The following is a 19,982-nucleotide window of genomic DNA, read 5'->3' on the forward strand; positions in this document are numbered from 1 at the left end:
TTCGCTTTGGCGACAATGGCCGGGCCCAGGGACACGTCCGGCGGGCAGATCACGAAGCCTTTGGCGCCGTTGGCGGCCAGGCTGTCGATGGCCGAGAGGGTTTTCTCGCCGTCGGGCACCGCGATCTTGATGAGTTTGAAGCCTTTGTCCTGGGCGGCTTTTTCCGCAAACGCCCACTCCGTCTGGAACCAGGGCTCTTCGGCCTGCTTGACCAGAAAGCCGATCTTCACGTCTTCAGCGGATACGATGCTGCTGAGGCTGCTCAACGCAACAGCGGCAGCCAGAACGCGTAGAACCTTTTTCATGAACGACACCTCTTGTTGTTGTTTTTTTAAGTCTTGGGTTTAACCGGCGAAACGATGGCAAGGCTTGCCAGGAACATCGACTTCAATGGCCAATACCGCACCATCAAGGGGGTGATCCAAGGGACTCGCCGCGCTGGTGATGTACAGCGTGGTGAGCTCGGGCCCACCGAACACGCAACTGGTGGGACGGCTGACCGGCAGTTCGATAATGCGATCCACCTCACCTGAAGGCGTCAGACGCAGCAGGCAACTGCCGTCCCAGCGCGCATTCCAGATGTAGCCGTCGGCGTCCATGGCCGAGCCATCCGGCCCGCCGCGTGTGTGCGGCCCGAACCAGGCCTGGGCGGCGCCGAGTTGGCCGTCAGCCTGGATCGAATGCTGATAGAGCGTGCCGTCCACGCTGTCGCCGAAATGCACCTGGCTGCCCTCCTCGTTCCAGAGCAGGGTGTTGGGAATGCCCAGGCCCGCCAGCAACGGCGTGACCCGCGCATCGGCATCGATGCGAAACAGGCCACCGGAGCGCCGGGTAATCGGCAGGTCTTCGCCCTGCTCGCCGATGTTGTTTTGCATGGTGCCCAACCACAGCCGGCCCTGGGCATCGCAGCGTGCTTCATTGCCGCGGTTGCCCGTTTGCGGGTCGGCTACGCACAGCAGGGTCAAGGCTTCGGTGGCCAGGTCCAGGCGATATACGCCGCTGCTCAAGGTCACCAGCGCATCACCGCTTTGACAGGGGATGAACGCCGAGACGTGCTCAGGCAATTGCCACACCTGCAACTGCCCACCCATCAGACGCAGCGCCTGGCGGGCGGCGATATCCACCCAATACAGGGCCTGGGTCGGTACATCCCAGAACGGCCCTTCGCCCAACCGGGCACGGTGCGGGGTGACTGCGCTCAACGACATGAAGCCTCCTGATCAGTTACAGCGATTCGCGCGATGGCGTGCCATTTACCAGGCGCTGAATACGCAAGGGGTTGGCGTTTTTCAACGCGTCGGGCAGCAGGCTATCAGGGTAGTTCTGGAAGCACACCGGGCGCAGGAAACGGTCGATGGCCAGCGTGCCGACCGAGGTGCCACGGGCGTCGGAAGTCGCCGGGTACGGCCCGCCGTGAACCATGGAATCGCACACCTCCACGCCAGTCGGGTAACCGTTGAGCAGGATGCGCCCGACTTTCTGTTCCAGCAGCGGCGTGAGTTCGGCGAACTGTTGCAGGTCGGCCGGTTCGCCGATGAGCGTGGCGGTCAACTGCCCGTGCAGCCCCTGCAGGGCGGCGCTGAGTTGGGCCTGGTCGGCCACTTCGACGAACACCGTGGTGGGGCCGAACACTTCCTCTTGCAGCACTTCGTCGCCGTCAATCAACAGACGTACATCCGCCTTGAACAGCTGCGGTTGCGCCTGGTTGCCCGATTGCGCGCTGCCCGCCAGATGCTGGATGCCCGGGTGAGAGCGGAGTTTTTCCAGGCCCTTGCCGTAGCTGCCCAGGGTGCCGGCATTCAGCATGGTTTGCGCCGGTTGTTCACCGATCAATTGCGCGACCTGCTGAGTGAACGCGGTGAACGCAGGCGAGGCGATACCGATCACCAGGCCTGGGTTGGTGCAGAACTGGCCGCAGCCTTGTACCACCGACGCGGTCAGGTCACGGGCAATGCTTTCAGCGCGGGCTTGCAGCGCCTGGGGCAGCACGATCACGGGGTTGATGCTCGACATCTCGGCAAACACCGGGATCGGTTGCGGGCGCGCCGCGGCCATGTCGCACAGGGCGCGGCCGCCTTTGAGTGAGCCGGTAAAGCCCACCGCCTGGATCGCCGGGTGCTTGACCAGCGCCTCACCGACGCCGCCGCCAAAGATCATATTGAACACGCCGGCCGGCATCTCGGTGGCCTCAGCGGCGCGAATGATCGCATCGGCCACGCGCTCGGCGGTCGCCATGTGGCCGCTGTGGGCCTTGAACACCACCGGGCAGCCGGCGGCCAGCGCGGCAGCGGTGTCGCCGCCAGCCGTGGAAAATGCCAGGGGGAAGTTGCTGGCGCCGAACACCGCCACCGGGCCGAGGCCGATACGGTATTGGCGCAGGTCCGGGCGCGGCAGCGGCTGGCGCTCTGGCAGGGCCTTGTCGATACGCGCCCCGTAGAAGTCACCGCGGCGCAGCACGGTGGCGAACAAGCGCATCTGGCCGCTGGTGCGCCCGCGTTCGCCTTTGATGCGTGCGGCCGGCAAGGCGGTTTCGCGGCAAACCAGTTCGACGAAGTCATCGCCCAAGGCGTCCAGCTCATCGGCCACCGCATCCAGAAACTGCGCACGTCGTGCGGCGCTCAAGGCGCGATAGGCCGGGTACGCCTGGGCCGCGGCCTGGGCGGCGGCGTCCACTTCCTGGGCGGTGGCCTGGTAGAAATCCTGGGGCAAGGCTTCGCCGGTGGTGGCGTCGATGCTTTGCAGCTTGATGCTGCCGTTGGCGCTGCGCTGGCCGCCGATGTAGTTGTGGCCGAGGAACAGGGTCATGTTGATCTCCTTAAAGGGGGGTGACTTGGCCGGGTTCAAATGCCGCATCGCTGCTGCCGATACCGTTGATCAACGGCGCGCCGAATTCAGCCTGGCTGATCTCGAACACATCGCCCGGCTGGGTACGTATACCGTCGGCGAATGACAAGGTGGCGGTGCCGAAGAAGTGAATGTGCACATCACCCGGCTTGAGGAACTGGCTGTATTTGAAGTGGTGGTATTCGAGGTTTTCCAGGCTGTGGCACATATTGGCCTCGCCACTGAGGAATTCGTTCTGCCAGATGACCTCGCCGTTGCGCAGGATGCGGCTGGTGCCCGCCAGATGCTCGGGCAGTTCGCCCACGCGCAGCTCCGGGCCGTAACTGCAACTGCGCAGCTTGGAATGGGCCAGGTACAGGTAATTCTTGCGCTCCATCACATGGTCGGAGAACTCGTTGCCCACCGCAAAACCCAGGCGATAGGGCTTACGGTCATGCCCGATCACATAGAGGCCACCGATTTCCGGTTCTTCGCCGGCATCTTCGGCAAACGGCGGCACCGGGAAGGCCTGGCCCGGGCGCACGACGATGCTGCCATCGCCTTTGTAAAACCACTCCGGTTGCACACCGGCCTGGCCGGCGCCTGGTTTGCCGCCCTCCACGCCCCATTTGAAGATGCGCATGGTGTCGGTCATCGCGCTGTCGTCGCCGGCCTGCTGATGCATCTTGTCGCGGGCCGAGGCACTGCCCAGGTGGGTGAGGCCGGTGCCGCTGATCAGCATGTGGGCCGGGTCCGGGTGGTCCAGCGGGGGCAGGATTTTGTGGTCCGCCAACAAGGCGGTGTAGTCATGGCTGGCGCCCAGGCCGAGGGCTTGCACCTGTTGCTGCAACTTGCCGCCGGCTTCGATGGCGGCCAGCGCCAGTTCACGCACGCTGTGGGCGCCGCGCACTTCGCGTACCTGGTTGCCTTCTACCACGCCGACGCGGCGCTCACCGTTGCTCAACTCGAACTGAACTAAACGCATGCAGGTTCTCCTGGATTTAAGTGCGTGTGGCGCCACGGGCGCTGGCGGCGAATTGGTCGACGGGCAGCACGTGCTTGCGTTCCAACAAGCGGTAGACCACGAGGGTCAGCAGCAACCCGAACACCATCACACCGGATAAGAAATACAAGCCTGAGGCCAGGTTGCCGGTGTACTCCTTGAGCGCACCGATCACGAACGGGCCGATATAGCCGCCGAGGTTGCCCACCGAGTTGATCAAGGCAATACCGGCCGCCGCACTGGCGCCGGCAAAGAAGCGCCCCGGCAGGGTCCAGAACACGGCGGTGCAGGAAAACATGGCAAACGCCGCCAGGCACAGCGCGGCCATTTGCAGCACTGGCACCGTGAGCCAGGCGCTGCAGAACAGGCCGATGGCGCCCAGCACATAGAGCACGGCGAGATGGCCGTAACGGTCGTTCAAACGGTCGGAACTGCGCGGGATGATCAACAGGCCGATGATGCCGAAGATATAGGGCACGGCGGAGATGAAGCCGGTGGTAAGGTCGCTGCCGCCAAACTGCTTGATCAGGGTCGGCAGCCACAGGCCGAGGCCGTAGATGCTCAGGGTCACCGGCAGGTAGAACAGCGCCAGCAACAACACGCGCTTGTCCTTGAGCGCATGCAAAGGGTTGCCATGGCGTGTCTGGCCGTAGGCTTGCAGGTCTTTGTGCAGCTCGCCGGTGAGCCAGGCTTTTTCTTCCTCGCTCATCCAGTTGACCTTCTGGGGGCCGTCCGGCAGGTAACGCAGCACCGGCCAGGTCAGCAGGATCGCCGGGGTACCGATCACGATAAACAGCCACTGCCAGCCATGCAGGCCGAGAATGCCGTCCATGCCGAGCAGACCGCCGGACACTGGACCTGTGATCATCATTGCAATCGGTTGGGAGAGGATGAACAGCCCGAGGATCTTGCCGCGATGGCGCACCGGGAACCACTGGGTGATGTAGTACAGCACGCCGGGAAAGAACCCCGCCTCCGCCGCGCCCAGCAGAAAACGCATCACATAGAAGCTGTGCGGCCCCTGCACGAACGCCATGCCGATGGTGATGGCGCCCCAGGTGATCATGATGCGCGCAAACCAGCGCCGCGCGCCGAAGCGGTCGAGCATCAGGTTGCTGGGAATCTCGAACAGGAAATAGCCAATGAAGAACAACCCGGCACCGAGGCCATAGGCGGAGTCGCCGATGCCCACGTCAGCGCCCATGTGCAGCTTGGCGAACCCTACGGCGGAACGGTCCACGTAGGCGATCAGGTACAGCAGGATCAGGAAGGGAATCAGTTTCAGCGTGATGCGCCGAATAAGCCGCAGTTCCTGGCTCATGGGGTCGATCTCCGATTGTTGTTTTTATAGAAGCTCGGGGGACGCCTCTGACGAAATCCGCCAGGGCCATACCTCAGTTAAGACCGACTATATAGTATGACTATTTGCAAAACAACACTTCCAAAGCGGCGATTTTGCGCTTATGTTTAAGCACGCATAGAACATATAGTCATACAATAAGAGAATCGATCATGCCTGACAAAAAGCCCGGCCTACGCTCTGCCCAGTGGTTCGGTACTGCCGACAAGAACGGCTTCATGTACCGCAGCTGGATGAAGAACCAAGGCATTGCCGACCATCAGTTCCATGGCAAGCCGATCATCGGCATCTGCAACACCTGGTCGGAGCTGACGCCGTGCAACGCGCACTTCCGTCAGATAGCCGAACACGTCAAGCGTGGCGTGATCGAGGCCGGAGGCTTCCCGGTGGAGTTCCCGGTGTTTTCCAATGGCGAATCCAACCTGCGCCCTACCGCCATGCTCACGCGCAACCTGGCGAGCATGGATGTGGAAGAAGCGATTCGCGGCAATCCGATTGACGGTGTGGTGCTGCTGACCGGCTGCGACAAGACCACCCCCGCGCTGCTGATGGGCGCCGCCAGTTGTGATGTGCCGGCCATCGTGGTCACTGGCGGGCCGATGCTCAACGGCAAGCACAAGGGCCAGGACATCGGCTCGGGGACGGTGGTGTGGCAGCTCAGCGAACAGGTCAAGGCCGGCACCATCACCCTGGATGATTTCCTCGCGGCCGAGGGCGGCATGTCGCGTTCGGCGGGCACCTGCAACACCATGGGCACGGCCTCGACCATGGCCTGCATGGCCGAGGCGCTGGGCACTTCCCTGCCCCACAACGCGGCGATTCCGGCCGTGGATGCACGCCGCTATGTATTGGCGCACATGTCGGGCATGCGCGCCGTGGAGATGGTGCGTGAAGACTTGAAGCTGTCGAAGATCCTCACCAAGGAGGCGTTCGAAAACGCTATCCGCGTGAACGCGGCCATCGGCGGCTCGACCAACGCGGTGATTCACCTGAAAGCCATCGCCGGGCGCATCGGCGTCGAACTCGACCTGGATGACTGGACCCGCATCGGCCGCGGTATGCCGACCATCGTCGACCTGCAGCCCTCCGGACGCTTTCTGATGGAAGAGTTCTACTACGCCGGCGGCCTGCCCGCGGTGCTGCGTCGCCTGGGTGAGGCCAATCTGATCCCCCACCCCAACGCCTTGACGGTCAACGGCAAGTCCCTGGGCGAGAACACCCAGGATTCGCCGATCTACGGCCAGGACGAAGTGATCCGCACCCTGGACAACCCGATCCGCGCCGACGGCGGCATCTGCGTGCTGCGTGGCAACCTCGCGCCCCTGGGCGCGGTGCTCAAGCCTTCGGCAGCGAGCCCCGAACTGATGCAACACCGTGGCCGCGCCGTGGTGTTCGAGAACTTCGACATGTACAAGGCACGCATCAACGACCCGGAGCTGGACGTGGATGCCAACTCGATTTTGGTCATGAAAAACTGCGGCCCCAAGGGTTACCCCGGCATGGCCGAAGTCGGCAACATGGGCCTGCCTGCCAAGCTGCTGGCCCAGGGTGTGACGGACATGGTGCGCATTTCCGATGCGCGCATGAGCGGCACCGCCTACGGCACCGTGGTGTTGCACGTGGCCCCGGAAGCCGCTGCCGGCGGGCCGTTGGCAACAGTTAAGGAAGGTGACTGGATCGAACTCGATTGCGCCAATGGCCGCCTGCACCTGGACATTCCAGACGCCGAGCTGGCAGCGCGCATGGCCGACCTGCCGCCCGCGCAAAACCTCATCGTCGGCGGCTATCGCCAGCTGTACATCGACCATGTGCTACAAGCCGACCAAGGCTGTGACTTTGACTTCCTGGTGGGCTGTCGCGGGGCAGAAGTCCCACGGCATTCCCACTAATTGGGATGCTATGATGCGGCGAATCTAAGCCAGAGCCTCCCCGTCGTTATGGATCACCAGCCGCCCAAGCCGCGCAAGAGCCAGCATGCCCAGATCGTTCAGGACTTGGGCATGCACATCGTTTCCGGTCGCTTCAAGCCTGAAGAACGCTTGCCCATGGAAGCCACGCTGTGCGAGGAATACCAGGTCAGCCGCTCGGTATTGCGCGAAGCCACGCGGGTGCTCAGCGCCAAGGGCCTGGTGTATTCCAAGCCACGGGTGGGCGCGGTGGTACGGCCACGCTTGAAATGGCACCTGCTCGACCCGGACGTGCTGTCCTGGTTGATGCAGTCCACGCCCCACAGCGAGTTCTTCAACACCCTGGCCGGGGTGCGCCGCATCCTCGAACCGGAAATCGCCGCGATGGCCGCGACCACCGCCACCGATGAAGACATCGCCACTATCGAACACGCCTACCAAGGCATGGAAACCGCCAAGACCCACGAGGAGCTGCTACAGGCCGACCTGGACTTCCACCGTGCGATTGCCGACGCCACCCGCAACGACCTGCTCGCCTATATGTGCAACATGCTCTCGCTGCCGTTGCGCGAGTCGATCAACATCACCAACCGCCGTCCGGATATCCAGGGCCTGAGTCTGCCTCGGCACAAAGCGATCCTCACGGCGATCCAGAACCGCGATGCCCTGGGTGCGCGGCATGCGTCGCTGGTGCAACTGGATGACACGCGGGTGGCGCTGGACACGGTGATGAATGTGTTGACGCCGCTGTAAACCCGCGTCATTCCTGACTGTTAACTTTTGCCCAGCTCACGATGCGAAGCGAGCCGCTCGTGCTCTTGCTCTGCTTTTGATCTTGATCTTAGGCGCCCCCCCAAATCACTGGCGGATTACGGGCACACCGAGCCTAGGCGAGGTGCCGAGTGGTGGGGCAAGAGCCCTTTTGGTTACTTTTGGCTGGGCCGGCATTCCGGGCTCTTTTCCAAAAGTGACCCGCTGTAAAAGCGGAACCCTAAGCAGCCGTTACCGCAGGAATGGATATGTACTCGGTCTGACACCCTGTGTCGGCTGTCAGGCCGCCATCGCAGGCAAGCCAGCTCCCACAGTTGGATTGCGGGGCGTCAGGTAGAAATGCGTCGGCTGGCAGGCCGTCTTCGCAGGCAAGCCAGCTCCCACAGTTGGAACGCGGGGCGTCAGGTAGATAGGCGCCGTGGCGGGAGCAAGCTCCCTCGCCACAGGCCCTGTGTGGTACCGCAGCTGTTCATCACAGGGTGTAGGCGATGCCCACCTGCACAGTTCGCGGTGCACCGGGGTAAGCGTAGATATTGCCGAACGCGCCCTCTTCATATTCACGGTTGAACAGGTTCTTCACATCCAGGTTCAAGCGCACACGCTCATTGACCTTGTAGTAACCGAGCAGGTCGACCACGGTATAGGCGTCCATGGAGAATGCCGTATTGGCGGTCTGGCCGGCGCGTTGGTCGACGTACTTGCCGCCGGCGCCCAGGCCCAGGCCTTTGAGCGCGCCGTCCTGGAACTCGTAGACGTTGAGCAGGCTGAAGCTGTTGCGCGGGATGTTCATCAAGCGAGTGCCGGAGCGCAGAGTGTTATCACGGGTGACTTCTGCATCTACATAGGCGTAACCGCCGATCACGCGCCATTCGGGCGTGAGGTTGCCCGCCACATTGAGATCGAAGCCCCGACTGCGCACCTGGCCGGCCGCAACACTGAAGGTATTGTCCACGGGGTCGGTGGTCAGCACGTTCTTCTTCTCGATCTGATAGATCGCCGCATCCACGCTCAACTGCCGGTCCAGCGCCTCCCACTTGATGCCCATCTCATAGGACTTGCCTTTCTCCGGCGCAAAACCACCACCTTCGCGGCTGGCGCCAGTGTTGGGTTTGAACGAACGTGCGGCGTCAGCATAGACCGCGACGGTGTCGGTGAGGTCGTAGATCACACCCACGCGCGGGGTGACGGCGTTGTCGGCGGCCTGCCAGCTTTTACCTACATAGTTCTGGTAGTCATGCTCGAAACGCTCGAAGCGGGCACCGGCCAGTACTTTCAGCCGTTCAGTGAGGGCGACCTGGTCCTGTACGAAAGCGGCGTAGGTCTTGAGGTTTTCCTTATCGTGGGTCGGCGTTCGGGTCAGCGCCGGGCGGGTTTGACCGTACACCGGATCAAAGATATCGATTGGGTAGGTGCCCGCCGCGGCGCTGGAACGCTGGATAATCGACTTGTAGTCGTAGTCCTCGTACTCGATACCGGTAAGCAAGGTGTGATCGAACCCGCCGGTGGAGAAGTGCCCGGTCAGGTTGAGCTGATAGTCCTTGTCGGTCCATTCCAGCTTGCGGTAGTTGAAGTTGCGTTGCAGGGTCCGGCCATCGGCGCCCAGGCTACCCGGCCCATTGGCCTCAATGGCGTTGCCCTTCAGGCTGCCGTCCAACCATTGAAAACCGCCGCCCAGGGTCCAGTTGTCGTTAAGCACGTGCTCGAAACGCAACTGCGCCATGTTGTTGTCGTTGTGCAGCTTGCCAGCATCCTTGTCGCCCCAGAACGTATCGCGCGAGGGGGTGCCACGCTGGTTGGGGAAACGCGTCAGGCCGCGGTCCAGCGGGTGGTTGTTGCGCATGAAATCGCCTTCGAAGGTCACCTTGGTGTCATCGGTGGCCTGCCAGGTGATCACCGGCGTCACGCCGTAGCGTTCCGTCTCGACGTGATCGCGGAAGGTGTCGCCGCCCTCGCCCACCACGTTCAGGCGATAGGCCAGGCGGCCTTCCTCGTCCAGCGGGCCGGAGGCATCCAGGGTGCCGCGCTTCATGCCCTGGTCATTGAGCTGGCTGCCCAGGGTGACGGTGCGTTCAGCCAGCGGCTGCTTGGACACCACGTTGAAGGTACCGCCTGGGTCGCCACGGCCGTAGAGCATGGTCGCAGGGCCGCGCAGCACTTCAAGACGCTCGATGGTGTTGGCGTCCGGCATGTTCGGGTAACCCCGGTTGATCGGGAAACCGTTGCGGTAGAACTCGCCGGTGGTGAAGCCGCGAACGGTAAAGGTGGTCAGGCCCTGGCCGCCGAAATTGTTGGCGCGGCCCACGCCGCCCGCGTAATCGAGGGCATCCTGCAGGCGCGTTGCACCGAGGTCTTCGACCACGTCCTTGGACACTACGCTGATGGACTGTGGAGTTTCATGAATGGCGGTGTCGGTGCGCGTCGCACTGGCTGAACGTGTGGCGTGGTAGCCCTGCACGGGGCCTTGGGCCGACTCAAGGTCAGCGGTGGCGGTGACATTGGTCGCTTGCAGCTCGATACTGGCGTTCTCGGCAGGTGCCTGCTCTGCCCACGCGAAGGGGGAAAACGCCTGGAGCACACAGATGGAAATCAGAGTACGACGCATGGGTGTAGAACCTAGTGAATGAGCCAGATGGGACGGCAAACCTGCCAAGAATTCGCGGCGCATCATATATCAGCGGATTCTCGTTTGACATCGATTCTCATTTGTTATTTTTCACCGTGTAGGTCGCGAAAAGCGACAGGCGAAAAAAAGCCACTCAATCGAGTGGCTCATGCAACGCGCAGGCGTACCTCAGCGATAGCGTTCCAGCCAATGCGCGTAAGGCGCCGGCAAGGTCCAGGAGGACTTGTCCACGCCCAGCTCCTTGGCAGCAAAGTAGGCCCAATGCGGGTCGGCCAGATGCGCACGCCCTACCGAAACCAGGTCCAGGTGCCCGGCCTGCAAAGCGCCTTGGGCCAGTTGCGGCGTGCCGAAGCCCCAGGCCGAGGTCACCGGAATACCGGCTTCACGGCGTACACGCTCGGCAATCGGGCCCATGAAGGCCGGGCCCCATGGGATGTTGGTGTCAGGAATGGTAAAGCCGACGCTGACGCTCAACAGGTCCAGGCCCCCGTCCTTGAAACGGCGCGCCAGTTCAATGGACTCGGTGAGGGTCTGCTCATCACGACCGTCGTATTCGATCACGCCGAACCGGGCGGTGAGCGGCAGGTTTTCCGGCCAGACTTCACGCACCGCAGCCAGGGTTTCGAGGAGGAAGCGGCTGCGGTTGTCGAAGCTGCCACCGTAGGCATCGGTACGCTGGTTGGAATGCTCGGAGAAAAAGCTCTGGCCCAGGTAACCGTGGGCGAAGTGCAGTTCGATCCATTCAAAACCGGCATCGCGGGCGCGACGGGCCGCGTCGACGAAGTCCTGCTGCACACGGGCGATGTCTTCCAGGGTCATGGCACGCGGTACGTTGGGCAGGTTGGCACCGAACGCAATGGCCGACGGCGCGATGGTTTCCCAGCTACGGGCATCAGAGGCCGGGATGTGGTCATCACCTTCCCAGGGGCGATTGGCACTGGCTTTGCGACCGGCGTGGGCGATCTGGATGCCCGGCACCGAACCTGCGGCCTTGATGGCTTTGACCATGGGCACGAATGCCTGGGCGTGGGCGTCGCTCCAGATCCCAGCGCAGCCTGGGGTGATGCGTCCTTCAGGGGCGACCGCGGTGGCCTCGACCACCAGCAGGCCGGCACCGCCACGGGCCATGCCGGCCAGGTGGACATGGTGCCAGTCGTTGACCATGCCGTCGTCGGCCATGTATTGGCACATCGGGGGGATAGCAATGCGATTGCGCAAGGTCACATCTTTGAGTTTGAACGGTTCGAACAAAGCCGACATTGAGAACTCCAGGAAGGGGTGGGTGATTCGATAGTTCGATGGTAATCGAACTATGGTATTGAACGCTACCCCCCTGTTATGATCCGCCCCATGCGAGCCTTCAAACACCCTACCCCCCAAGAATTGACGCTTGAGCGTGTGCTGTACGCCTTGAGCGACCCCGTGCGCCTGGACATCGTGCGCTACCTGGCCAACGTGCCAGAGGCCACCTGTGGCGAACTGGACGGGGGGCGGCCCAAATCCAGCATGTCCCATCACTTCCGGGTATTGCGCGATGCCGGCCTGGTGCACACGCGCAATGTGGGCACCACCCATATGAACTCGTTGCGCCGTGACGAGCTGGAAAGCCGCTTCCCTGGGTTGCTGGCGAGCGTTCTGTCACAGCACTAGACGGCACGCGTCAGGACAAGACCGCCTGTAGCAATGCGCCGTCCAGGTGCACACAGTCCTTGCCATTGCGCTTGGCGCCGTACAGGTTCTTGTCCGCCATCTTGAGTACGGCCGACAACTCGTCGCCTGGCGAAAAACGCGCCATCCCCGCACTGCAGGTGTAATGGTGGGGCGCAGGCACGCTGCTGCGGATCGCCTGCAACAAGTCCAGGGCATAATCACAGGCCACCTCCACATCGTCTCCCTGCAATAACACGCCGAACTCTTCCCCGCCGATCCGTCCGAAGCTGTGGCTGCCCTTGGCGTTTTTCAGGCACAGCGCCATGGCGCGCAGAATCTTGTCCCCCACGTCGTGGCCATACAGGTCGTTTTTTTCCTTGAAACTGTCGATATCCAACATGATGAAGTAGCCGCCCCGCTCCCCACCGAGCAACTTCTCGAAGCTCTGCATAAAGGCGCGCCGGTTGAGGATGGACGTCAGGTAGTCGGTCTCGGCCAAGGCGCGAAACTCGCTTTCCACCAGCAATACCGAACGCAGGTTCTTCAAGTAGGAATAACTCAAGATAAACCCGATGGACACCGACGCCGCGCAGAACAGCAGCAAATACACCTCGGTGCCGGCGTATATATCCGCCTGCATGGGCGGCCACAGGATCAGCCAGATCAATAGCGCATCGGCCAGATAATCCTGGACACTGATAAACAAGATCGCACTGCCCACCACCAGGGTCACCGCCAACGGCAAGCCATAGATACGCAACTCTGCGTGCATATGAATCAGATAAGCGAAGCCGACGGACAACAACACCATATAGGTGACTCCCAGCACTCGCCAGAGCAGAAAGTTCGTGGTGGTGGCATGTACCCGGCAAACAATCAGCAGGCCCACCGTGACGGCCAACATATAAAAATCCAACTTCAGGGCCGCAGGAATCAGGAGCATGCCGACCCAGGCAATAATCCCGACCCATTCGGCTTGGGTCACCGCAGGTGACAACAAACTGCGCATTCTGGGCCGCAACTTCAAGTTAGCAGGCATCCTTACGCTCCCATCTCAATAGCATGCAGGCCCATCGCAAATGAAAAGGCCATGAACCGCTTTACCAGGCTGGCAAAGGGTGGCAGAACTTCCAGCCGGGTTTTGGAGTGGGCTTTGAAATAACCCTTTTCGACCCCCTCCTGCACCATACGGATAATGTGGGTCTTGGACACGGAAAGTTGCTTGGCCAAGGCCAGGTAGGAAGACGACCGGAAGGTGGCGCGGTCGTTCTCAGGGGCAAAGGCATCGTTGTAGATCGCCAGCATCAACAGATGGCCGGCATCGCGTTTCACCAGCCAATAACATTCGGGCAGCAAGACATCCACCGTCAACTCGGCCGCGAGAATCATGGCAAAACCTTTGAAATAGAGCGCCAGGAACTCACGGTCATCCAAGTCACGCATCTGCCGGAACACTTCCCGTTCGGGGTAGAGCAGCGCCAACGACTCCGTGAGGGCGGTGAGCATCAACCGCGCTTCGCGGCAGGCTTCATCCGAGGGTGCATACACCCTGAAGCGACTGTCTTCGGGGTGCGGCGCAACCTCCATGAAACCCAGGGCCCGGAATAGCAAAAAAATCGATTCCAGGCTGTTTTTCGAACAGTATTTGCGCGTTACGCACAAGGCTTTAACTTCTGCCAACAACGGCAGCGGTGTGGAAAAGTATTGGCTCAATAATGCAAACGACACCATCAAGCGGCTGTATTTAAGGGCACTCTTGTAGAAAAACGGTCGTTTCGAATAGGGCACGAGCAGCACGTGGTAATGCGCTCTCATGCACGATTCAAAATCCTTATGACGTTCGAGCGCTTGCGCGGTATTACACATAGCCAACTTCAACGAACTGACACGCATGAAAGAGCCCTGATCATCCAACTTGATGCCACTGATCTCAGCTACGAAATCCCTGCAGCCCGGCCCCAAAACAAATCACTTCAAAATTCCTGCCATTAATGGCTTTTTGCCTCGAACGCAATGTACAGCGATTGCCGGACAAGACGTCATCAGTACCAAAGTTGTTCCACCGTCAAATGCCGCGTAGCACACACTTACGCGCAACCTTTGGTTACATTCTCTCCGCCTGGCGGTTAGAGGACTAATCGATTCAGCACACTGCGAACCTTCCTTCCTCGACGGCGTCGTAACAGGGGATTGTTGCCAACCGCCCGCCGCGAGGTTCTCGTTTGAAAGCTGCCCTTCTGAAGAAATACCGCCTGATCATCAAGACCATGGGCTATGTGGGCTGGGCGTTGTTCTGGCTGTTGTTGTGGGATGTGGCGGTGACGGTGGATTTCATGCTGTTTCTCACCGCCAAGATCAATTTGCCGCTGATGCCCCTGACCTTGCTCGGCTCGGCACTGGTGGTGCTGATCAGTTTTCGCAACAGCAGCGCCTATAACCGCTGGTGGGAAGCACGCACGCTGTGGGGTGCGATGGTCAACAACTCGCGCAGTTTTGCCCGGCAAGTGTTGACCCTGCTCGATGACGCCCCCGGTGAGGTGAACCCGGTGAAGTCGACGCTGTTGCGCCGTCACGTGGCTTACGTCAACTGCCTGGCTGCGCACCTCAAGGGCCAGCCGTGCCCGGAGGAAGTGCGAGCCTTTATCCCCGCCGAAGAATTTGCGCGCAACGGCGCCACCAATAACTTCGCCAATGACATCCTCACCGGCTCAGCCTCGTTGCTGGCGCGCGAATACCAGGCCGGGCGCCTGGACAGCATCCGCCTGGCGCGGTTGGAGTCGACCCTGGTGGACCTCTCCAACGCGCAGGGCGGCATGGAGCGGATTGCCAACACGCCACTGCCCTACCCTTACGTGTACTTCCCGCGGCTATTCATTTCGCTGTTCTGCCTGATCGTACCGGTGGGCCTGGTGGAATCCCTCGGTTGGTTCACGCCGCTGGCTTCCACAGTCGTGGGCTTCATGCTGCTGGCCATCGAACGCATCGGCACCGACCTGCAAAGCCCGTTCAATTCCAGCGAACACCAGATCCAGATGGAAAGCATCTGCGAAACCATCGAGAAGAACCTGCAGTCGATGCGCCGCGATGCCCTGGTCGGTGACCCGATCGCCTGATTCCCCCCTGCTCAAGTGCCAACTCCCTCGGCCGATATACCGAGGGTACGCATGGCCTCGCCTCTCACAAAAACGCCTGCGACACGCAGCACTAATTTTTCTCCCCTTGCCAAAACTATAAATACCCGCGGGTGAAGTCATGAATATCAAGCAGAAGCTGACATGGGCGTTTGCGGCCATCGCGTGCGTGCCGGTCATCCTGGTCGCCATTATCGTGGTGCTGAATCTGCGCGAGGGTGCGCTGGCCAACTTCCTCGACAGCAGCGGCCGCGAGATCCGCCAGATCGACAATGGCATGCAGCAGTTTTTCGACGGCATCAGCCAGAATGTCGACTTCGTCGCCAAGGACCCGCGCGTGATCGCGGCCAAGAACCTCAAAAGCTATGCCGGCGCCGATGCCGCGCAAATCCCGCTTACGCCGACCAACACAGAGCTGCTGGCGATTTTCGATCAGTTCGCCAAAAGCCACCCCAGCACCGCCTACCTGTCCCTGGGACTGAGCGATGGCGGCTACGCCAGTTGGCCAGACGACGCCAAACTGACGCAATACGACCCGCGCACCCGCCCCTGGTACCAGGCCGCCATCGCAGCGCCAGGCAAGACCGTGCGCACAGGCGCCTACTACTGGGCCCCGGACGATGTGGTGCTGATCGGCACCGTGCGCACCGTCGCGGATGCCACGGGTAACGTCCTTGGGGTGGTTGGCCTGGACGTGTCGCTCAAGCAACTCACCGAGCTGGTGCGCACCATCAAGCTGGGCGACAGCGGCTACCTGATGCTGGTGGAAGCCGACGGCAACGTGCTGGTGGACCCCAGCGATGCCACGCACAATTTCAAGCCCCTGGCGGGCCTGGGCGCGAACTACGCCGAACTGGCCAAGCACGGCGATGGCGTGACCGAGGTGAGCATCGACGGCGTGGCCTACATGGCTAACGTGGTCAGTTCCAAAGACCTGGGCTGGCGCTTTATCGGCCTGATCAAGCGCGACGAAGTGATGGCCGGCGCCACCCGCCTGACGTGGTTGATCGCGGCGATTGCCGCCGTATTGGCCGTGGTGTTCGCCATCGTCGGCGCCAGTTTCGCCCGTGTGATCGTGCGCCCGATTCGCGGCGTGGCCGACGGTTTGCAGGAAATCGCCGAAGGTGAAGGCGACCTCACGCGCCAGCTCAAAGTGCAAGGCAAGGACGAAACCGCTAGCCTGGCCGGCTGGTTCAACCAGTTCCTGAGCATGATCGCGCAATTGGTGCAGCGCATCGGCAACGCCTCCTCAGACCTGCAAACCGCCGCCGCCGACACCAGCGCCGTGGCCAACAATATGAACCAGGCCGCCGGCCGCCAGCGCGAAGCCGTGGAACTGGTGAGCACTGCGTTCAACGAGATGGTCGCCACCGCCAACGAAGTCGCGCGCTCATGCAGCGCCGCCGCCACGAGTGCCGATGAGGGCTATCGCGACGTGCACACCGGCCAGCAGCACATCGGCGAAGCCACCGGCAGCGTGCTCAAGCTCAGCGAAGACCTGCAAAAATCCACACAGACCATGCAGTTGCTCGAGCAAGACAGCCAGAACATCAACACCATCCTCGATACCATCCGTTCGATAGCCGAACAGACCAACCTGCTGGCGCTCAACGCCGCGATCGAAGCTGCCCGCGCTGGCGACCAGGGCCGCGGCTTTGCGGTGGTCGCCGATGAAGTGCGTGCACTGGCGCGTCGCACCGCCGACTCCACCGGCGAAATCGACAGCCTGCTGGGCAACCTCGCCCGCCGCACCCAGGAAGTCACCCAGCAGATGCAAGGCAGCTTGCTGGTGTCCAACACCAGCGTGGAGCGCATCCAGCAGGCCCGCGACAGCTTCGACAAGATCCGTGGTTCGGTGGACTCGATTCGCGACCAGAACACCCAGATCGCCACCGCCGCCGAAGAGCAGCACCAGGTGGCCGAAGAGATCAACCGGCATATCGCGCAGATCCACGCCGACGCGCAGTTGGTGGAAGGCTTTGCGCATTCGGCGCAGACCGGTTCAGGGCGGCTGACGGATATTTCCGGCCAGCTCAATGGGCTGGTGGGGCGCTTCAAGTTCTGATGCCGTGGCGAGGGAGCTTGCTCCCTCGCCACAGAGGTTTGTCGATTGTCTGGGCTACCTACTGACCCCTTCAGAAGAGGGCCGCGCCATCATCGCAGTACCTGCAACAGTCTATTGCAGGACTCAAATGTACTAACTGGTTACTTATCTTGCTAAAATCGCGTCTTTGCCCTCTCTCACTCGAGTCCATTCGACATGAAACGAGCATCGCGCGCCGCTGGCGTCTCTAGATTTTTACTCCTGGGCCTGGGCGTCGTCATCGCCCTGCTCGGCCTTGCGCTGGCCGTCGGCGGCGCCAAACTGGTCAGCCTGGGAGGCTCCTGGTACTTCCTGCTCGGCGGCGTGGCCATGGCCATTTCCGGGCTGTTGATTGCCCGCTGCAAGCCTGCCGGCGCCTGGTTGTTCGCCGCGTTTCTAGTGGCTACTGCCGTGTGGGCGGTGGCCGACGTGGGCCTGGAATACTGGCCGCTGTTCTCGCGACTGTTCATGTTTGCGGTGATTGGCGTGGTTGTGGCGCTGGTGTATCCATTGCTGGCCGGCAAACCGGCGCGGGGTGCCTATGGCGTCGCCGCCGTATTGGCGCTGGGCGTGGCGGTGGCGGCGGGCAATATGTTTGTCGCGCACCCAAGCGTTGCGCCCACCGGTGCAGGCCCGGGCATGACCCCGGTGGCGGCGGCCGATGCGCAGAAAGATTGGGCCCACTACGGTAATACCGAAGGTGGCAGCCGTTTCGCCGCGCTGGACCAGATCAACCGCGACAACATCGACAAGCTCAAAGTCGCCTGGACCTACCACACCGGCGACGTGGCCATCAGCGACGGCAACGGTGCCGAAGACCAGCTGACGCCCCTGCAGGTCGGCAACAAAGTGTTTATCTGCACCCCGCACAACAACCTGATCGCGTTGGATGCCGACACCGGCAAAGAACTGTGGAAGAACGAAGTCAACGCCAAGTCGGCAGTGTGGCAGCGTTGCCGGGGCATGGCGTATTTCGACGCCAGCGCACCGATTGCCCAGCCGACCCAGCCCAACAGCTCGCCGATCCTGACCGCCAGCATGCCTGTCGGTGCGCAGTGCCAGCGTCGCCTGCTGACCAACACCATTGATGCACGCCTGATCGCCGTAGACGCCGACACCGGCAAGTTCTGCGAAGACTTTGGCACCCATGGTCAGGTGGACCTCAAGGCCGGTCTGGGCAATGTGCCGGACAGCTACTATCAACTGTCCTCGGCGCCGCTGATGGCCGGCACCACCGTGGTGGTCGGCGGTCGCGTGGCAGACAACGTGCAGACCGATATGCCCGGTGGCGTGATCCGTGGCTTTGACGTGATCACGGGTCAAATGCGCTGGGCGTTCGACCCAGGCAACCCTGAAGACAAGCAGGCCCCGACGGGCGACGCCACCTACGTGCGCAGCACCCCGAACAGTTGGGCGCCGATGTCTTACGACCCACTGATGAACACGGTCTTCCTGCCGATGGGCAGCTCGTCCACCGATATCTACGGTGTGGAGCGCACCCAGCTCAACCACAAATACGGTGCTTCGGTGCTGGCACTCGACGCCTCCACCGGTGCCGAGAAGTGGGTGTACCAGACGGTCCACAACGACCTCTGGGACTTCGACCTGCCGATGCAGCCCAGCCTGATCGACTTCACCCCGCCAGGCAGCGACAAGGCTGTACCCGCCGTAGTCATCGGCACCAAGGCCGGGCAGATCTATGTGCTCGACCGCGCCACGGGCAAGCCGCTGACGGACGTGCAGGAAGTTCCGGTCAAAGCCGCGAACATTCCCAACGAGCCGTATTCCCTGACCCAGCCGAAATCCGTGGGCATGCCGCAGATCGGCGCGCAAACCCTGACCGAGTCGGACATGTGGGGCGCGACGCCGTATGACCAGTTGCTGTGCCGCATCGACTTCAAGGGCATGCGCTACGACGGCCTGTACACCGCACCAGGCACCGATAAATCCCTGAGTTTCCCGGGTTCCCTGGGCGGCATGAACTGGGGCAGCATTTCCACCGACCCGGTGCACGGTTTTATCTTCGTCAACGACATGCGCCTGGGCCTGTGGATCCAGATGATACCGTCGCAGAACAAGGCCCAGGCCTCTTCCGGTGGTGAAGCGCTGAACACCGGCATGGGCGCCGTGCCGCTCAAGGGTACGCCGTATGCGGTGAACAAAAACCGCTTCCTGTCGGTGGCCGGCATTCCGTGCCAGGCGCCGCCGTTCGGTACCTTGACCGCCATCGACATGAAGACGCAAAAGGTCGCCTGGCAAGTACCGGTGGGCACCGTTGAAGACACCGGCCCCCTGGGTATCCGCATGCACCTGCCGATCAAGGTAGGCCTGCCGACCCTGGGCGGTACGCTGTCCACCCAAGGCGGCCTGATCTTTATTGCCGGCACCCAGGACTTCTACCTGCGCGCCTTCAACAGCGGCAATGGCGATGAAATCTGGAAAGCCCGCCTGCCCGTCGGCAGCCAGGGTGGGCCGATGACCTACGTGTCGCCGAAAACCGGCAAGCAATACATCGTCGTCACCGCCGGCGGCGCACGCCAGTCCACCGACCGTGGCGACTACGTGATCGCCTACGCCCTGCCGTAACCGCCCTCTGTTCGCGCGGTGCTCCGGCACCGCGCTTTGTGTTTG

At 62.0% G+C, this 19,982-nt stretch carries 13 protein-coding genes and 3 pseudogenes; 7 read left to right on the forward strand and 9 right to left on the reverse strand.

Annotated features, from left to right (window positions below; genetic code table 11):
- From BT199_RS24420 to BT199_RS24440, 5 genes and pseudogenes are all read right to left on the reverse strand, one after another.
- Positions 1-305 (reverse strand): annotated as a pseudogene (locus tag BT199_RS24420) (substrate-binding domain-containing protein); the annotation flags it as partial.
- Between the two features lie 39 nt (positions 306-344).
- Entirely contained in the window at positions 345-1,208 is an 864-nt protein-coding gene (locus BT199_RS24425) for an SMP-30/gluconolactonase/LRE family protein (RefSeq protein ID WP_072435604.1), read from the reverse strand.
- Positions 1,209-1,224: 16 nt separating this feature from the next.
- Entirely contained in the window at positions 1,225-2,805 is a 1,581-nt protein-coding gene (locus BT199_RS24430; protein ID WP_072435605.1) for an aldehyde dehydrogenase (NADP(+)), read from the reverse strand.
- A 10-nt stretch (positions 2,806-2,815) separates the two neighbouring features.
- Positions 2,816-3,808, reverse strand: a complete 993-nt coding sequence (araD1, locus tag BT199_RS24435) for an AraD1 family protein (RefSeq protein ID WP_014718070.1) — start codon at positions 3,806-3,808, stop codon at positions 2,816-2,818.
- Between the two features lie 16 nt (positions 3,809-3,824).
- Positions 3,825-5,147, reverse strand: coding sequence for an MFS transporter (locus tag BT199_RS24440; protein ID WP_072435606.1), 1,323 nt, complete (start codon positions 5,145-5,147; stop codon positions 3,825-3,827).
- 191 nt (positions 5,148-5,338) lie between these two features.
- On the opposite strand from BT199_RS24440, the gene BT199_RS24445 reads away from it, so the two are divergent.
- Both BT199_RS24445 and BT199_RS24450 read left to right on the forward strand, forming a co-directional pair.
- On the forward strand, positions 5,339-7,075 hold the full coding sequence (locus BT199_RS24445) for an IlvD/Edd family dehydratase (protein WP_019817288.1): 1,737 nt from the start codon (positions 5,339-5,341) through the stop codon (positions 7,073-7,075).
- A gap of 48 nt (positions 7,076-7,123) precedes the next feature.
- A complete protein-coding gene (locus tag BT199_RS24450; RefSeq protein WP_003190551.1) occupies positions 7,124-7,846 on the forward strand; it encodes a FadR/GntR family transcriptional regulator in 723 nt (240 codons plus the stop codon).
- A gap of 490 nt (positions 7,847-8,336) precedes the next feature.
- On the opposite strand, the gene BT199_RS24460 is transcribed toward BT199_RS24450, so the two are convergent.
- Together BT199_RS24460 and BT199_RS24465 are read right to left on the reverse strand one after the other, a co-directional pair.
- A complete protein-coding gene (locus BT199_RS24460; protein ID WP_058410519.1) occupies positions 8,337-10,466 on the reverse strand; it encodes a TonB-dependent siderophore receptor in 2,130 nt (709 codons plus the stop codon).
- Positions 10,467-10,655: 189 nt separating this feature from the next.
- On the reverse strand, positions 10,656-11,747 hold the full coding sequence (locus tag BT199_RS24465) for an NADH:flavin oxidoreductase/NADH oxidase (RefSeq protein ID WP_054895667.1): 1,092 nt from the start codon (positions 11,745-11,747) through the stop codon (positions 10,656-10,658).
- Between the two features lie 90 nt (positions 11,748-11,837).
- Here BT199_RS24465 and BT199_RS24470 point away from each other — a divergent pair, with 90 nt between their 5' ends.
- The gene (locus BT199_RS24470; RefSeq protein WP_003190545.1) at positions 11,838-12,137 is read left to right on the forward strand and encodes an ArsR/SmtB family transcription factor; all 300 of its coding nucleotides are present in this window, start codon (positions 11,838-11,840) and stop codon (positions 12,135-12,137) included.
- A gap of 10 nt (positions 12,138-12,147) precedes the next feature.
- Here the strand turns inward: BT199_RS24470 and BT199_RS24475 are convergent, their stop codons facing one another.
- Together BT199_RS24475 and BT199_RS24480 are read right to left on the reverse strand one after the other, a co-directional pair.
- Positions 12,148-13,176, reverse strand: a complete 1,029-nt coding sequence (locus BT199_RS24475) for a GGDEF domain-containing protein (RefSeq protein WP_014718066.1) — start codon at positions 13,174-13,176, stop codon at positions 12,148-12,150.
- A 2-nt stretch (positions 13,177-13,178) separates the two neighbouring features.
- The gene (locus BT199_RS24480; protein ID WP_172832686.1) at positions 13,179-14,030 is read right to left on the reverse strand and encodes a hypothetical protein; all 852 of its coding nucleotides are present in this window, start codon (positions 14,028-14,030) and stop codon (positions 13,179-13,181) included.
- A 329-nt stretch (positions 14,031-14,359) separates the two neighbouring features.
- Between BT199_RS24480 and BT199_RS24485 the strand changes: the two genes are divergently transcribed.
- The 4 genes and pseudogenes from BT199_RS24485 (at position 14,360) to BT199_RS24495 (ending at position 19,937) form a co-directional block, all read left to right on the forward strand.
- The gene (locus BT199_RS24485) at positions 14,360-15,250 is read left to right on the forward strand and encodes a bestrophin family protein (RefSeq protein ID WP_003190542.1); all 891 of its coding nucleotides are present in this window, start codon (positions 14,360-14,362) and stop codon (positions 15,248-15,250) included.
- Positions 15,251-15,389: 139 nt separating this feature from the next.
- Positions 15,390-16,469, forward strand: a pseudogene (locus BT199_RS27780) (cache domain-containing protein); the annotation flags it as partial.
- Between the two features lie 327 nt (positions 16,470-16,796).
- Positions 16,797-17,333, forward strand: a pseudogene (locus BT199_RS27785) (methyl-accepting chemotaxis protein); the annotation flags it as partial.
- A 195-nt stretch (positions 17,334-17,528) separates the two neighbouring features.
- On the forward strand, positions 17,529-19,937 hold the full coding sequence (locus BT199_RS24495) for a glucose/quinate/shikimate family membrane-bound PQQ-dependent dehydrogenase (RefSeq protein ID WP_072435607.1): 2,409 nt from the start codon (positions 17,529-17,531) through the stop codon (positions 19,935-19,937).
- Positions 19,938-19,982: the final 45 nt, after the last annotated feature.

Source organism: Pseudomonas sp. NFR02, assembly GCF_900119375.1.
Lineage (GTDB): Bacteria > Pseudomonadota > Gammaproteobacteria > Pseudomonadales > Pseudomonadaceae > Aquipseudomonas > Aquipseudomonas paracarnis.

What these genes read in the sequence shown, in the direction of transcription:
- BT199_RS24425 (WP_072435604.1), bottom strand. Translation starts at nt 1,208, where the DNA reads ATGTCGTTGAGCGCAGTCACCCCGCACCGTGCCCGGTTGGGCGAAGGG.
- BT199_RS24430 (WP_072435605.1), bottom strand. Translation starts at nt 2,805, where the DNA reads ATGACCCTGTTCCTCGGCCACAACTACATCGGCGGCCAGCGCAGCGCC.
- araD1 (WP_014718070.1), bottom strand. Translation starts at nt 3,808, where the DNA reads ATGCGTTTAGTTCAGTTCGAGTTGAGCAACGGTGAGCGCCGCGTCGGC.
- BT199_RS24440 (WP_072435606.1), bottom strand. Translation starts at nt 5,147, where the DNA reads ATGAGCCAGGAACTGCGGCTTATTCGGCGCATCACGCTGAAACTGATT.
- BT199_RS24445 (WP_019817288.1), top strand. Translation starts at nt 5,339, where the DNA reads ATGCCTGACAAAAAGCCCGGCCTACGCTCTGCCCAGTGGTTCGGTACT.
- BT199_RS24450 (WP_003190551.1), top strand. Translation starts at nt 7,124, where the DNA reads ATGGATCACCAGCCGCCCAAGCCGCGCAAGAGCCAGCATGCCCAGATC.
- BT199_RS24460 (WP_058410519.1), bottom strand. Translation starts at nt 10,466, where the DNA reads ATGCGTCGTACTCTGATTTCCATCTGTGTGCTCCAGGCGTTTTCCCCC.
- BT199_RS24465 (WP_054895667.1), bottom strand. Translation starts at nt 11,747, where the DNA reads ATGTCGGCTTTGTTCGAACCGTTCAAACTCAAAGATGTGACCTTGCGC.
- BT199_RS24470 (WP_003190545.1), top strand. Translation starts at nt 11,838, where the DNA reads ATGCGAGCCTTCAAACACCCTACCCCCCAAGAATTGACGCTTGAGCGT.
- BT199_RS24475 (WP_014718066.1), bottom strand. Translation starts at nt 13,176, where the DNA reads ATGCCTGCTAACTTGAAGTTGCGGCCCAGAATGCGCAGTTTGTTGTCA.
- BT199_RS24480 (WP_172832686.1), bottom strand. Translation starts at nt 14,030, where the DNA reads ATGCGTGTCAGTTCGTTGAAGTTGGCTATGTGTAATACCGCGCAAGCG.
- BT199_RS24495 (WP_072435607.1), top strand. Translation starts at nt 17,529, where the DNA reads ATGAAACGAGCATCGCGCGCCGCTGGCGTCTCTAGATTTTTACTCCTG.